The 14,958-nt window shown below is 42.8% G+C and carries 9 protein-coding genes and 6 tRNA genes; 2 read left to right on the forward strand and 13 right to left on the reverse strand.

The annotated features are described in order from the left end of the window. Positions 1–37: 37 nt before the first annotated feature. Genes NXV01_RS18550 through NXV01_RS18560 form a run of 3 tightly spaced genes read right to left on the reverse strand, consistent with a single transcriptional unit; the run spans position 38 to position 5,524 of the window. Positions 38–3,163, reverse strand: coding sequence for an efflux RND transporter permease subunit (locus NXV01_RS18550; protein ID WP_148366946.1), 3,126 nt, complete (start codon positions 3,161–3,163; stop codon positions 38–40). A 14-nt stretch (positions 3,164–3,177) separates the two neighbouring features. Further along, positions 3,178–4,272 carry an efflux RND transporter periplasmic adaptor subunit gene (locus tag NXV01_RS18555; protein ID WP_259023052.1) on the reverse strand — a complete coding sequence of 365 codons (1,095 nt, stop codon included), beginning with the start codon at positions 4,270–4,272 and terminating at the stop codon, positions 3,178–3,180. Positions 4,273–4,294: 22 nt separating this feature from the next. Next, positions 4,295–5,524 (reverse strand): TolC family protein, encoded by a 1,230-nt coding sequence (locus NXV01_RS18560; protein ID WP_409012938.1) that lies wholly within the window; start codon positions 5,522–5,524, stop codon positions 4,295–4,297. Positions 5,525–5,796: 272 nt separating this feature from the next. Between NXV01_RS18560 and NXV01_RS18565 the strand changes: the two genes are divergently transcribed. Further along, the gene (locus NXV01_RS18565; protein WP_004295721.1) at positions 5,797–6,159 is read left to right on the forward strand and encodes a co-chaperone YbbN; all 363 of its coding nucleotides are present in this window, start codon (positions 5,797–5,799) and stop codon (positions 6,157–6,159) included. 240 nt (positions 6,160–6,399) lie between these two features. On the opposite strand, the gene nagA (NXV01_RS18570) is transcribed toward NXV01_RS18565, so the two are convergent. The 9 genes from nagA (NXV01_RS18570) to nspC form a co-directional block, all read right to left on the reverse strand. Then, entirely contained in the window at positions 6,400–7,575 is a 1,176-nt protein-coding gene (nagA, locus tag NXV01_RS18570; RefSeq protein ID WP_148366949.1) for an N-acetylglucosamine-6-phosphate deacetylase, read from the reverse strand. Positions 7,576–7,596: 21 nt separating this feature from the next. Beyond that, positions 7,597–8,763, reverse strand: coding sequence for an N-acetylglucosamine-6-phosphate deacetylase (nagA, locus tag NXV01_RS18575; RefSeq protein WP_008648092.1), 1,167 nt, complete (start codon positions 8,761–8,763; stop codon positions 7,597–7,599). Between the two features lie 189 nt (positions 8,764–8,952). Then, positions 8,953–9,028, reverse strand: a tRNA-Gly gene (locus NXV01_RS18580). Between the two features lie 37 nt (positions 9,029–9,065). Beyond that, positions 9,066–9,147: transfer RNA gene (locus NXV01_RS18585), tRNA-Leu, on the reverse strand. A 32-nt stretch (positions 9,148–9,179) separates the two neighbouring features. Further along, positions 9,180–9,252, reverse strand: a tRNA-Gly gene (locus tag NXV01_RS18590). 19 nt (positions 9,253–9,271) lie between these two features. Then, positions 9,272–9,355, reverse strand: a tRNA-Leu gene (locus NXV01_RS18595). 23 nt (positions 9,356–9,378) lie between these two features. Further along, a tRNA-Leu gene (locus NXV01_RS18600) sits at positions 9,379–9,460 on the reverse strand. A 34-nt stretch (positions 9,461–9,494) separates the two neighbouring features. Beyond that, positions 9,495–9,567, reverse strand: a tRNA-Gly gene (locus tag NXV01_RS18605). A gap of 118 nt (positions 9,568–9,685) precedes the next feature. After that, positions 9,686–10,825: a carboxynorspermidine decarboxylase gene (gene nspC / locus NXV01_RS18610; RefSeq protein WP_148366950.1), complete on the reverse strand. Its 1,140-nt coding sequence runs from the start codon at positions 10,823–10,825 to the stop codon at positions 9,686–9,688. 176 nt (positions 10,826–11,001) lie between these two features. Here nspC and NXV01_RS18615 point away from each other — a divergent pair, with 176 nt between their 5' ends. Continuing rightward, positions 11,002–11,559 carry an NAD(P)H-dependent oxidoreductase gene (locus NXV01_RS18615; protein ID WP_148366951.1) on the forward strand — a complete coding sequence of 186 codons (558 nt, stop codon included), beginning with the start codon at positions 11,002–11,004 and terminating at the stop codon, positions 11,557–11,559. Between the two features lie 50 nt (positions 11,560–11,609). Here the strand turns inward: NXV01_RS18615 and NXV01_RS18620 are convergent, their stop codons facing one another. After that, on the reverse strand, positions 11,610–14,855 hold the full coding sequence (locus tag NXV01_RS18620; RefSeq protein ID WP_259023053.1) for an efflux RND transporter permease subunit: 3,246 nt from the start codon (positions 14,853–14,855) through the stop codon (positions 11,610–11,612). Positions 14,856–14,958 lie beyond the last annotated feature (103 nt).

The raw sequence follows: 14,958 nt of genomic DNA on the forward strand, positions 1-14,958 counted from the left end.
TAATCTATGAGAGTTTTTTTCACAGAATAGAAATGAACTAAATACGTCTTTGCAATAACTTTCCATTTTTATCATATAATATTCGTTCATATACCACTTCCACAATAAGAGGAAAGACAAACAGCGCAAAGAAAGTCGCTCCTATCAATCCACCGATAATGACAATCGCCAACGGACGCTGTGATTCCGAACCAATTCCATGACTCATGGCGGCGGGCATCAAACCGATAGCTGCCATTGCCGCTGTCATAATCACAGGGCGGATACGCGAGCGCACTCCTTCCTTAGTGGCTTTCTCCAAGGGCGAACCCAGTTTCAGATTCGCCTTAATATCGGAAATCATAATCACCCCATTCTGAATACAAATGCCAAACAAAGCAATGAAACCGATACCGGCAGAAATGGAGAAGTTGAACTGCGTTATCAGAAGAGCCACAATACCCCCCACGGCGGCAAATGGTACATTCAGCAATACCAGTCCCGCATCCCGCGCATTAGAGAATAGAATAAACAGGATGATAAAGATGATAGCAATACTGATAGGAACAACCTGTGCCAGACGTTTTGTGGCACGTTGCTGGTTCTCAAAATCCCCCGTCCATTTCAGCGAATAGCCTGCCGGCAGATGCACGGAAGCATTCACCTTTTTCTGCGCCTCGGCAACTGCCGTACCCATATCGCGGCCTCTCACCGAGAACTTCACCGCACAGAAACGAGCGTGATTATCACGGAATATCAATAACGGTCCCGTAATCGTCGTTATATCTGCCAATTCCTTGATAGGAACCATCGTTCCATCCATCGCCGGAACCAATATCTTACCTATCTCCTCTTCATTCTGACGGAATTGTTCGCTATATCTTACCATGATATTGAACTTCCGCTCATCCTCATACAACAGTGAAGCCGATTTTCCGCCAATAGCCATTTCTATAATCGATTGCACATCCTCCTTGGCAACCCCATAACGCGCCAACTGACGTTCATTCAACTCTATACGAAGCTCCGGCTGACCGATGTTCCGAATCACACCCAAGTCTTCAATTCCCTGAACCGTACTAAGAATTTTTTCAATCTGAACCGCATATTTCTCCGACTCATACAAATCTTTACCAAACACTTTCACCGCAATAGATCCTTTCACACCGGAAGCAGCTTCCTCCACATTATCGGTAATCGGTTGTGAGAAATTGAAGTCAATGCCGGGATAAATGGATAAATCCTCCTGCATCTTATCAATCAGTTCCAATTTTGTCAGCTTGCTCTCCCATTCCTTTTCGGGATAGATATCAACGTGGAACTCGATATTATAGAATCCGGTAGCATCTGTACCGTCATTCGGTCGTCCGGTTTGCGACAGCACTTGCCGCACTTCCGGAAACGTCAAAAGTTTCCTTCTCATTTTATTGGCGAGAACCACCGATTCATCCAACGAAATACTTTGTGGCAAGGTGGCACGAATATAGATAGATCCCTCATTCAACTGCGGAAGAAACTCCGTACCCAGGAAAGAGAAAAGCCATAATCCGACACCAGCTATGACCGTTGCCAACCCGATAGTCAGCTTCCTGTGCGCATAGAATAAATCAAAAAGAGCCGAACACTTCGTATTGATAAAATGGACAAAACGGTTATTCTTCTCACGGACATTCTTCTTCAATAACATGGAAGACATCACGGGAACCAATGTCAATGTAAAGATCAGCGCTCCCAACAGTGCAAAGCCCAGTGTGTAGGCTAAAGGAGAGAACATTTTTCCTTCTACCTTCTGGAAAGAGAAGATAGGAATCAATGCAGTGATGATAATTAATTTGGAGAAAAAAACCGCTTTCGCCTTATCTTTTGCCGTGTTGCGGATCAATCCCATTTTAGACATCACATTAAAAGCAGGCATCCCCACTTCCCTTGCCTTCTTGTCCAAAGCCACAAACACTCCTTCCACCATCACCACAGCCCCATCAATAATAATACCGAAGTCTATGGCTCCCATAGAAAGCAGATTGGCGGACATTCCCATCACCCGTAAACAGATAAAAGCGAACAAAAGGGCTAATGGGATAACGACAGCAACAATCACGGTAGTCCGCCAATCTGCCATAAAGATCAATACAATAAACGTAACCAATAATATTCCTTCGATCAAGTTATGCGTCACAGTCTTTACCGCCAGATTCACCAAGTCCTCCCGGTCATAGAACGCCACTATCTTCACATCTTTCGGAAGCACATTCTGATTCAAGTCTTCTATTTTATCTTTCAGGTTTGCAATCACCTCACCCGGATTCTCTCCTTTCCGCATGACTACAATGCCCTGAACAACATCATCCTCATCCATTCGCCCTACCTGCCCCAGACGAGGCAGACAGGATTCGTGTACATCGGCAAGATTCTTCACCAGAATGGGAGTGCCATTGATGTTTTTCACTACGATATTTCTCAATTCGTCCAAATCGTTAATCAGACCGATTCCACGAACGACATATGCCTGTGAGCTTTTAGTAATGACATCGCCTCCTACGTTAATATTACTTTTGGCAATCGCATCATAAAGTTCCAAAGAGGTAATGCCATAATTAATCAACTGGTGAGGATTCACACTTACCTCAAACGTCTTCACCTCCCCGCCGAAGCTCACAATATCCGCCACACCGGACACCGAACGAAGATTACGTTCAATCACCCAATCCTGAATCGTTTTCAGTTCCCGCACACTGCGCTTGTCACTACGAAGCGTATAACGGAATATTTCTCCCGTCGGTCCGTACAGAGGTTGTACTTCCGGAGTCACCCCGTCCGGAAGGTCGGCATCATTCAATAAATTATATACCTGTTGACGTGCGGTGAAATCATCGACACGATCTTCAAACATTACATTGATGACAGAAAGCCCGAAAAGAGTGGTGGAACGAATATCCGTTTTCTTCTGAACGGGATTCATCGCAATCTCAACAGGAATGGTGATAAACTTCTCTACCTCTTCGGCACTACGTCCCGGCCATTGCGTGATAATCGTCACTTTCGTATTCGTCACATCCGGGAAAGCATCTATCGGAGTATGTTTAAAGGAAACAGCTCCGGCTATAACGGCAATCGCTGTACAGAAGAAAATAAAGAATTTATTCTTTAGCGAGAAAGCCACTATATTATCTATGAATTTGTGCATACTATTTTCTGTTTTTAATCTGCATTCAACGCATTATATACCAACAATACATTATTATTCAGCACTCTGTCTCCCTCGGAAAGTCCGGAACGGATATAGCACTCCTTGCTCAACTGCTTGTACACATCCACCTCTTTCACCTGCAAACGCTCATCCGGCTCCACCACGACCACATAATTCTTTCCTCCTTCAAATACCAGTGCATGAGCATCGATACGGGGCATGGAAGTTCCATCCGCTTTACATTTCACACTTACATTCGTAAACATCCCCGGTTTCAACAAATACTCTTCATTCTTTAATTTGATACGGACATTCATCGTTTTACTTTCACTGTTCAGCAAATGATACACCTTATCAATCGTACCGGCAAACATCTTATCCGGATAAGCCAACGTAGAAATGCGTACGGAAGCACTTTCAGAAACCTTACTGATATCGCTTTCATACACATCCGCCATCACCCATACATCTGACAACCCCGAAATCGTGAACAGCTCTTCGCCCTGATCCGGACGCAACTGCATATCCCTGCTGATTCGTTTCTCTACAATAAACCCCGAAACGGGAGATTTCAGCTGATAATAAGCATTTCCGGAGAAATTATAAATAGAGAAAACATCCTTTATTCTTCTTTCTTCGGCTTCGGCACTTGTCAACTCCTGCTTCGCCTGAAGTACATCTTTATCCGAGGTCATGCCGGAAGCATACATATCCTGCATGGCATCCATATTTCTGCGTGCCAGCAATAACTGTTGTTCCGCCTCCTTCAATTGCTTTTCATAATCTGCCACTTCTCCACTGCGGATGACTGCCAATACCTCTCCCTTACGAACAAAGTCTCCTATTTCAGCCTTCAGTTCCGTTACCGTACCTCCAAACATCGGATATACATGTGCCACCTGATTCTCATTAAACGTCACCCGTCCGTTCAATGTCAGTTCATCAATCACCTCTTGAACGTGAACTGTATCGACAGATACAATTCTCAACAAGCTATCTGTCAGGCATAAGGCAGTCGGTTCAACATTCGTTTGTTCTCCTTTACCGGAGCATGCTCCCAATACGGTAGTAAGCAATATGCAAGGAAGGAATTTATTCCAGTTCATAGTCTTTGATAATTTATGAATATTAGTAGTTCAATATAGTTTGTCCGATAGTTGTATTCAGGTTTTCCATCGCCAGGAAAACGTCTTTCTTTATTTCATGTAGCTGAATACAAGTTTCTTTATAGCTGTCATAGTAATCGATAAACTCCAACAAACTGATATTCCGTTTCTTAAAGTTTTCATTCACTCCTTCTATCAGTTTTTCGAAGTTACGTTCCAGTTCCATATGGGTAGATTGATAAAGCTGAACAGCTTTATCCAGTGAAGCATAAGCGGTATAAAGCTCCATATCCGCATGGTTAGCCGCATTTTCCTGTTCCGCCCCCGCCTGCCGGATACTAAAACGGGCAGCTTTAATATTCCCCTGGTTGCGGTTGAAAATAGGCACTGACAGGCTCACTCCTATTGCAAAATAGTCATTGATAAAGTTTCCGACACGGTCATAACTACCTTTCACCGAGAATTCCGGAAATGCCATCGATTTCTGCAATTTCAAGTTCGCACGGGAAGCACTTACCATGCTCCGGGCAATCTTGAGATCCGGACGCTCATTCACCATCGCTTTCAAGTCGGCAAACGATAATTGAGACAGATCCAATTGTTTTAACACTTCTTCATCCAGCGATAGCTTAATCACAGTATCTCCCGGAAGATTTAACAAGACATTGAGTTCCCCTCTAAGGGTCAGCAACTCGTTTTCCCGTTCGTTCTTCTCTTTTTTCAAAGAGAACAGCATAGATTCCAGACGGGACATTTCCATCAACGAAATATTTCCTTTCTCCTGTTGCTGTTTCATTCCGGCAAGTAACTCTTGCAGAGAGTTCACTTCTTTCTCGTAAATAGATATGGATTTCGAAAGGAAATAGACTTGTACGAACTTCTCATTCAATTCCCGTCGAAGTGTCCTCATCACCTCTTCAAACTGATATTCCGCTATTTCCTTATTGATTTTCTCGAGCTTCACCTGTTTATTTCGCTGTCCGGCAAGATGAATCACCTGTTCAATCTCCACAACCGCTTCGCCCTCCTTACCAAAATCAAAATACTTCCCGTTCAGTCGGTTATAGACATTCTGTTCCAACGAGATTACCGGATTCTCAAATAATTTGGCTTGCAGCACTTGTGCCTGTGCCACATCAATGTTGTACCGTTCGGCTATCAGCGATAAGTTACGTTCCAGAAAACGCTGTTCTGCCTCTTTCAGGGTTAATGTTCCTGTGGTAACTTGTTGCGCACAGACTTCTCCTGTCAACAGAAGAAAAAAAGGAAATTAGAAATACTCTATTCATTACTCTATTTATCTTTATTACCTTATTGTAGTTGTCGTGGCAAAATTACAATTCTGTAACCGGAGAGATGGGAAAAAGCGATTATAAGCCTCTCATATCAGATTAGAATTCGATTAGAAAATAGCTATAAAGGAAGAATTGTAAACACAACAGGAAAAATGGCTATCCTTCTTTCATCCCAACTCCCCTATCTTTGCAGAAGAGAAAATGAAATGAACCATTAAAAATAGAAGATATGAAAATAATAGATTTAACCAAAGATAGTTTTGTAGAAAAAGTAGCTGATTATCAATCTTATCCTGACAACTGGAACTTCAAAGGGAATAAACCTTGCCTGGTCGATTTTCATGCTCCGTGGTGCGTTTATTGCAAAGCGTTATCGCCTATATTAGACCAACTGGCTAAAGAATACGAAGGGAAATTAGATATTTATAAAGTAGACGTCGATCAGGAACCGGAATTGGAAAGTGCATTTAAAATCCGCACCATTCCCAATCTGTTACTTTGCCCGCTGAACGGCAAACCGACAATGAAATTAGGTACAATGAATAAAAACCAATTGAAAGAACTGATAGAAACCAGTTTACTTTCAGAATAAAAATACATTAAAAGTCCGGGAAACTTCTGATGATGATAAACTGCCGGACTTTTGATATCATACAGAACATTGGCTTTTATATAGGGAGTGTGTCAAAACGCAGATTAACGCAAATTATCGCAGATTATTTCATTTATATTGATATATTAATCAACGACTTATAAAATTATTTCTGCGATAATTCGCGTTAATCTGCGTTTTATTATTCATTATGCCCCTCCTCTTTGGGGATTATTTCAACTATTCTTTATGCAACAGAATATCAGTTCCCGGAACAATCTTCCCCATCGACCATACACATCGCACATTCAGCTCCTTATCAAGAATCACAATATCGGCATCCTTTCCCTTTGCCAACGCCCCTTTCCGGTCACTCACTCCAATTAAACGGGCAGGAGTTTCAGAAGCCATGCGCACGGCATCTTCCAAAGGTATATTCGCTTTCTTCACCATGGTGCGAACCAATACATCCATCGTAGCCAAGCTACCGGCCAGTGCAGAATGATCTGCCATCTTACATACGCCGTCCTCTATGATATAGCGAGGATCAATCGGTTCGTTCCCTTCATAAGCAGCATAAGCCAAAGCATCGGTAACGAGGCACGTATTCTCTACACCTTTCAACTTATAAACCAATTTTAGAATCGTGGCAGGCAAGTGAATACCATCTGCAATCACTTCCACTGTCATCCCATCCGTCAAATATACACTCTCCACCGTACCCTCATATTTATATTCACGACGTTTGTGGAAACCCGGCATCGCATTGTAAAAATGGGCAGCATGAGAGAAACCCACTGCATACGCAGCCTTGATATCATCATATTCGGCTTCCGTATGTGTTACGGCAGTCATAATTCCTTTCGAACGGGTGTACTTTGCAAAATCATGCGCGCCGGGCAGTTCAGGACTGATATCCCAACGTCTGATACAAGAGGTATGCTCCAATAAAGGAATATATTCATTTTCATCCGGAGTTTTCAGAAAACCGTCATATTGTGTTCCCGCCATCTTCGGATTCAGGTAAGGACCTTCGATATGCAGGCCGAGAACAGGAGAATCCTTCTCTTTCATCAGGTTTTCACAGACATCGACAGCCTGATAGATTCTTTCGAACGAGGTAGATGATAATGTAGGAAATATCCCGGTAGCACCATGTTTCAGATGTGCAGTAGTTGCCATGCGGAATGCTTCTTCCGTTGCTTCCGTATAATCATGTCCGCCACCTCCATGTGCATGCATACTTACAAATCCGGGCACAATCGTCATCCCTCTGGCATCAATAACCGTTGCACCGATAACCGCCAAATCACTGTTGGTCACCTCTAATATTTTTCCATCACAAATCAATACGGAACCATCTTTCAACCAGCCTTGCGGGGTCAATATTCTTCCGTTTATTATTTGAGTCAACATAGTTTTCGTTATTTATCAGATTTAAAACAGTTTATTGGTGCCTTCCACCAGTTCTCCCATTGCCCATACAGCTCTCACATTCAAGTCTCTGTCTAAAGCAATCATATCGGCATCCTTGCCACGCTCCAGCGTTCCTTTGCGGTCGAGTACTCCCATGATCCGGGCAGGGGTTTCGGAAGCCATGCGCACGGCATCCTCCAAAGGTATTTCCGCCTTCTGCACCATGGTACGAATCAGTCGGTCCATCGTTGCAATACTTCCCGCCAGTGCTGAATGGTCTGCCAGCTTACATACTCCGTCCTCGATAATCACACGCGGATCAAAAGCCACCTGACTATCGCTGGCCGCACAAGCCAATGCATCCGTTATCAGGCAAGTGCGTTCCACTCCTTTTATCTTGTAAACAAGGCGCAAGATTGTTGGAGGCACATGAATTCCGTCTGCCACCACTTCCACTGTCATATCATCAATCAGATAAATACTTTCTACCGTACCTTCATACTTGTACTCTTTCCGTTTATGGAATCCCGGCATCGCATTATAAAAATGAGTGGCATGTGTATATCCCGCCTCGTAGGCTGTCTGTATATCCTCAAACTCGGCCTGGGTATGTCCTACCGAAGCCAACACCCCTTTCGCCGTGATATATTTACCAAATTGCATGGCTCCGGGAAGTTCCGGTGCGGCATCCCAACGCTTGATACAATGAGTTTCTTCCAACAACGGAATATATTCTTCGGGATCGGGATCTTTGATATTTTCCGGAATTTGTCCGCCTGCCATCGCCATATTGAAATAATGTCCTTCCAGATGAAGTCCGAGCACAGGGCTATTAGGCTCCGCCATCATTTTTTCAGTAGTTTCCGCAGCTGCACGGATCATGGGAATGGTAGAAGAAGAAAGAGTAGGAAAAATACTGGTAGTGCCATGCTGCATATGAGCTTTGATTGCTGTCCGGAAAGCCTCTTCGGTGCCTTCCATAAAGTCTCTTCCACCACCACCGTGAACATGGATTTCTACACCGCCCGGAACAATATACATTCCTTTGGCATCAATCAGTTTGGCTCCGATAATTGCAAGGTCACAATTGGTTACTTCCAGAATTTTATTGTCACGAATAAGAACTGACCCATCCTTCAACCAGCCTTGCGGAGTGAGGATGCGTGCATTAATGATCTGTGTTAACATATCACAAATAGTTAAATTAATTAAAGGTCTGTGTGAATCAATGACGCTCTTTTTGGGGGGAGTACATTGATTTTTTCGTTTGCAAAATTACGTTTTTCCGTTCAATCTATCGATACAATCGTCCGGTAAACTTCCAATATTATACAAAAAAAGGTTGCCAATCTTATCGACTGACAACCTCATTCTATATGGAGCGGAAAACGAGACTCGAACTCGCGACCCTAACCTTGGCAAGGTTATGCTCTACCAACTGAGCTATTTCCGCAAACTAAATTTCGTCATTCAGAAATCTGAAAGATGGGTGCCCAGAACAGGACTCGAACCTGCATGCCTCTCGACACACGCACCTGAAACGTGCGCGTCTACCAATTCCGCCACCTGGGCAAAACTTAGTTCCATTATTTCAAAGAAACAAGAGCGGAAAACGAGACTCGAACTCGCGACCCTAACCTTGGCAAGGTTATGCTCTACCAACTGAGCTATTTCCGCATTTCACTTTTATAAACTGTGAAGAGAAGGAGACTCGAACTCCCACGACATAACTGTCACTACCCCCTCAAAGTAGCGCGTCTACCAATTCCGCCACCTCTCCATAATTTTAAAGTTTAACCTTTGTGCCCAGAACAGGACTCGAACCTGCATGCCTCTCGACACACGCACCTGAAACGTGCGCGTCTACCAATTCCGCCACCTGGGCAAAGATTATTGTTCCAACATTTCAAAGAAACATGAGCGGAAAACGAGACTCGAACTCGCGACCCTAACCTTGGCAAGGTTATGCTCTACCAACTGAGCTATTTCCGCATTTTTTCGTTTGCGGTTGCAAAGGTAGGGATTTTCCGTAAACCTGCAAACATTCTGCCTACTTTTTTCACAGAAATCTGTTCACTTTGCATCGACCGCAAAACAATCATTTTGATTATCAACTCATTCGGTCACGATAATCTTCATAAGAAAATTGCTTGTATATTTCAGCTTTCCCCTCTTTTGTCCAGATGGCAATGGCAGGATGATGAATTCCGTTAAACATATTTGTCTTGACCATCGTATAATGAATCATATCTTCGAACACAATACGCTCTCCGATTTGTAACTCATGATCGAAGCTCCACAGCCCCATATAATCACCGCTCAAACAGGAATTTCCTCCGAGACGATAAATATATTTTCCTTCATTTCCCATTTCCGCACCACGCACGGCAGGTTGATATGGCATTTCCAGACAGTCAGGCATGTGGCAAGTGAAACTGACATTCAAAATTGCCGTCTTGATGCCACGACTTTCCACCAGATCCACTACTTCGGAAGTCAGCACTCCCGTCTGCCAGGTAAAGGCCGAACCGGGCTCCAGAATAATGCGCAAATGAGGATAACGTGCTTTTAACCCTTGCAACAGTCTTATCAAATGATCAGTATCATAGTCTTTGCGGGTCATCAGGTGTCCACCACCCAGATTCAACCATTTGATCTGTGAAAACCAGCGGGCAAATTTAGCTTCGAGATGTTCTAATGTACGTTCCAACTCATAAGAAGAAGATTCACAGTGACAATGGCAATGAAAGCCTTCAATCCCTTGCGGTAATGCTTCGGGGAGCAGATCGGCCGTTATCCCAAAACGTGTGCCGGGTGCACATGGATTATAAAGTTCGGTTTCCACTTCCGAATATTCAGGATTTACGCGGATACCACAAGAAATACCGCTTCCTTCTGCAACCACCATCGGATAGAAACGTTCAAACTGCTGCATTGAGTTGAATGTGATATGACTGCTGCAACGCATGATTTCCGGGAAATCCTGTTCCGTATAAGCAGGAGAATATGTATGCGCCTTACTGCCGAACTCTTCCAATGCCAAACGGGCTTCATACACCGAACTTGCCGTAGAATGATCTATATATTCACGGAATATAGGGAAAGAACGCCACATGGCAAATGACTTGAAAGCAAGGATGATCTCCACTCCCGCCCTGTCGGCTACGCTTTTTATCAAACACAGGTTCTTTCTTAAAAGTTCTTCTTCCATGATGTAACAAGGAGAAGGGAACTGATTAAAATCTATCATATATAAAAATATTATCTAAAATAACGCCTTATGAACGTGAATGCAAAAATACAAATTCAAAAGCAAAGAGGGATTGTTTTATTTTTAATTAAGATATTGGTTTTCGCGAACTTTTTCTTATTTTTACACCTTTATAATCTATAAGTAGTTATATCATCCTAAATACCTGATTGAATATGAATAAAGATTTAAGAAAAGTAGTGATTCTGCTGGCACATCCAAACATAAAGGGATCCCAAGCAAACAAAGCATTAATTGATGCTGTCAGTGACATGGAAGGGGTGGCAGTTTTCAATCTTTACGAGCTGTCGCAGGAAATCGCTTTCAATGTAGATGAATGGAGTAAAATCATTTCCGATGCCTCGGCTGTCATCTATCAATTTCCTTTCTATTGGATGTCTGCACCGTCATTGCTAAAGAAATGGCAGGATGAAGTCTTTACTTTCCTATCCAAGACTCCGGCAGTCGCCGGCAAGACATTGACAGTAGTAACAACTACGGGGTCCGAATACGAAGCCTATCGTAGTGGCGGCAGAAACCGTTTCACTACGGACGAATTATTACGTCCTTATCAGGTTAGTGCCATTCATTCGGGAATGTCATGGCAAACTCCTATTGTTGTTTACGGAATGGGAACGGCAGACGCAGGGAAAAATATTGCTGAAGGAGCAAACCTGTATAAACAACGTGTGGAGATGCTTATCGGTAGCAGTAATGCCGGGAATAATTGGTAAGACTATACAAAGCGTAGCTTTATCCTATCTAAAGCTACGCTTTACAAGTGCTAAAGCTTAGCTTTAGGTATCATCAACCACTTCTTTTTCAACGTCAGCACCGGCAGGAAAATAAATACTCCGATTACAGACATTATCAATCCTCCGATAGTGCCTGCTGCCAATGGAAACCAAAAGCCTTCTTTCTCCAAACCTACCATAAAAGGAATGAATCCTAAAATGGTAGAAGTCACCGTCAGGAAGATAGGAATCACTTTCGTATTCCAGGCTTTCACGTAAGCCCGAAGCGGTGAAAGACGCGGAAAACGTTTACGAACGGAATTATATTCATTCAAGATATAAATGCTCGCATTTACCGTAATTCCACAAAGCAAAACAAAGGAAGCAAATCCTCCCTGATCGAAATTCAATTTGAACCAATAGAATGTCAGAAACACGCCGATATAAGATACAGGAATCACAAAGATTATTGCCAATGGCTGTTTCAATGAATTGAACAAAATACTCGTAATAAAGAAAATAATAGCAATCACAATCAAAAGCAGGCGATATTGTTTATTATCCTTTCCGCCCCATGACCAGTTATTATCTTCCGATTTAGCAGTATATCCCATCGGAAGGATCTCATTAAACTCTTCCAAATCCTTTTTCAGTAGTTTATTTCCCTGTTCCGAAGAGCCGATATACTCATATTGCAGGCATAACCGATACTGCTGATTCTCCTTGGCCACTTCCTGCGGCATCTGCCCTTTTTCCACAGTTGCCAATTCCGACAACTTATATTCTCTCCCTCCTATTTGAAAAGGATAAAACTGCATCGCCCACACATCCCTATCCACCGACTGACGCGAAGAAAGCTTTATCTTTTCAGTACCCTCTTCCGCCATCACTGAACCAATTTCCATATTCCGTCCATATATCGGATGGATAGCGGCAAACAACTTTCCGGCTCCAATCTCCTCCTCTGCCATTCGCTGTTTATCCAGATTAAAATAGAATTCCATATAATCATCTTTCCACCAAGAGAAATCAGAACCGATTGTCACTTCTCTAATCCGACGGTGAGACAACAACTTTGCTTTTAACTCTTCAGCCCAACCATACAGTTCATCATAATTATATCCATACATCTTCACCCGGAAAGACCCCGCATTCTCACGTACATCATTACTGAATCCCTGGTCCTGCAAGCCATATATGCTCCAATTTCCACCTCCCAGTTGAAGAGCTTTACTAATCATATTAGCTTTCAATGTATAAGGAAAACCGCTTTTCTGGTGTTCTTTCGTAAAATAGATATGAATAGATGCCCTGCGGGCACTTTCCACAGATGTCTGGAACTGCTTGATCTCTTTAAATTCACTCAAATAAGTCTCCATTCGTTTAATCAGTGTATTCATCTGCTCAAGTGTACTTCCATTCGGCAAATTGGCATTAGCGTGAAGCACTACCTCTTCATTATTTGAAAAGTAACTTCCTTCATACACCTTTTGCACAAATAACCTCAAAGTGCCGCCCAATGCCTTATCCACTATTGGTTTCACCTTTTCCTTATAAGTGGAAGTACCCAATGTCTTATTATAAGCTATCGCCCATTTATCATCACCTTTCATCTTTTCCGGTAATAGAAATACCGGTAATCCGAATGCCAATAATAATAAAATACACACTGCCACCCTCCAACGGCAAAAAACTTGTATCAACCACCTGTAAAAACGGCTAAAATAAACCGGAATCCGGCGTATTCTTGAACGCATCCACACAAAGAAATGTATATTCCCAATCCTCCATCTAACTATTGAAAAAGAAGACTTCTTTCTTCGTTTCAATCCTATTTTATCAATCAGAGAAGGAACAAAGAATAAGGCAACCAGCAGTGATACCCCCAGATTTATAATGACTACTGCTGCAAAATCCTGTAAATTAAGCCGTATCTTCTCATCCAAAAAGAAAATGATAACCAAGGCTCCCATTGTTGTCAACGTAGCTGCAAGAATAGACATAAATGCCTTCCGGTCTCTGCGTCGCAGATAATGATCACTCATTACAATTGTATTATCTATCACCAGGTTTAATGAGACCGTAATACCAGCTAACGAATACAGTTGCATTTCCAATCCGAATATATAATAAAGGATTACAGCTATCGTCATATTGACAATCAAGCTAATCACAATCAAAAAAAGATATTTAGGACTGAAGGTTATCAACAATACAAACAGAAGCAAAATGGCTACAGTCATTCCTGTACGCAAATAGATTTTGCCCAGTTCTTCCTGAATAAATTCCGTTGCATCATAACTGGCATGAATTTCATATCCTGCCGGAAGTAACAACCGGATATCGTCCATAGATGCCTTCACCTTTTCACTCAATGCCAGTTGATTTGCCGTTTCCTCTGCAACAATCGACAGATAGATCGAATTCAGCCCATTAATCCGGTAATAGCTCTGAGGTTGTTCCTCCATGCGGGAAACCTTTACCAACTCATTCAGACCTATGATCTTACCATCCTTCATTCTCACCTTTATCTGCTCCGCATCAAACTCCCGAATCTCATTCTCGGGAACCAATGCCAGACGTATCCATTGTCTGCCCGCAGTTCCCTGTTCCATATCATAAGTACCCAGAAATTCTTTCTGATAATGCAACCGGACGGCCTGACGAATATCATCCGTACTTACCCCAAGTATACGCAATTGTTCTGAATCATACTCCAATCTCCACTCCATCGGAGTAGCTCCACCTAGATTAATCCTATAAATTCCCTGAATCTGTGCAAGACGTGTTTTTATATGTTCCTCCGCATATTGCTGAATTAAGATAGGAGTAGCGGGCGCATTGATCGTAAATGCCATAAAAGGTCCCTGACTACTCTGCCCCGGACTATGCATCTGAATATACGGATAACTCACCCCGTCCGGCAGTTCCAGCCATGTCTGGCGAATAATAGTAGAAGCCTCAAAACGGGCAACCGCCGCATCCACATGTTTATCCAGATTCACACTGACGCTTCCCCATCCATTTCCTGACGTAGAAGAAATTCCCCGAATCCCTTTCACACGGGCGAGCATTGCCTCCAATTTACTGGTAGCCGTCATTTCCACCACACGTGCCGAAGTGCCCGGCATACTGAAACGTACCGTGAAACCGGGTAATGTGCGTGACGGATTCAGTTTGACAGGCAGCAACGGAATAATCGCCACCCCAACCAATGCCACACAGACAAAAGCCACAATCAGTGTGAAAGCGGAAGCTTTTGAAGACTTTTTTATTTCAGAATCTATATTTTGCATTATTATTTATATGAATGGGAATTTTGAGGAACGGATTACACGGATTACGCTGTTGCTTTGTACAATCATATATCAGAAAACCGTGAAATCCGTGTAATCCGTG

This window comes from Bacteroides sp. BFG-606, assembly GCF_024788145.1.
GTDB classification, from domain to species: Bacteria; Bacteroidota; Bacteroidia; order Bacteroidales; family Bacteroidaceae; genus Bacteroides; species Bacteroides vicugnae.

What these genes read in the sequence shown, in the direction of transcription:
- nspC (WP_148366950.1), bottom strand. Translation starts at nt 10,825, where the DNA reads ATGATAGATTTTAATCAGTTCCCTTCTCCTTGTTACATCATGGAAGAA.
- NXV01_RS18550 (WP_148366946.1), bottom strand. Translation starts at nt 3,163, where the DNA reads ATGCACAAATTCATAGATAATATAGTGGCTTTCTCGCTAAAGAATAAA.
- NXV01_RS18615 (WP_148366951.1), top strand. Translation starts at nt 11,002, where the DNA reads ATGAATAAAGATTTAAGAAAAGTAGTGATTCTGCTGGCACATCCAAAC.
- NXV01_RS18620 (WP_259023053.1), bottom strand. Translation starts at nt 14,855, where the DNA reads ATGCAAAATATAGATTCTGAAATAAAAAAGTCTTCAAAAGCTTCCGCT.
- NXV01_RS18555 (WP_259023052.1), bottom strand. Translation starts at nt 4,272, where the DNA reads ATGAACTGGAATAAATTCCTTCCTTGCATATTGCTTACTACCGTATTG.
- nagA (WP_148366949.1), bottom strand. Translation starts at nt 7,575, where the DNA reads ATGTTGACTCAAATAATAAACGGAAGAATATTGACCCCGCAAGGCTGG.
- nagA (WP_008648092.1), bottom strand. Translation starts at nt 8,763, where the DNA reads ATGTTAACACAGATCATTAATGCACGCATCCTCACTCCGCAAGGCTGG.
- NXV01_RS18565 (WP_004295721.1), top strand. Translation starts at nt 5,797, where the DNA reads ATGAAAATAATAGATTTAACCAAAGATAGTTTTGTAGAAAAAGTAGCT.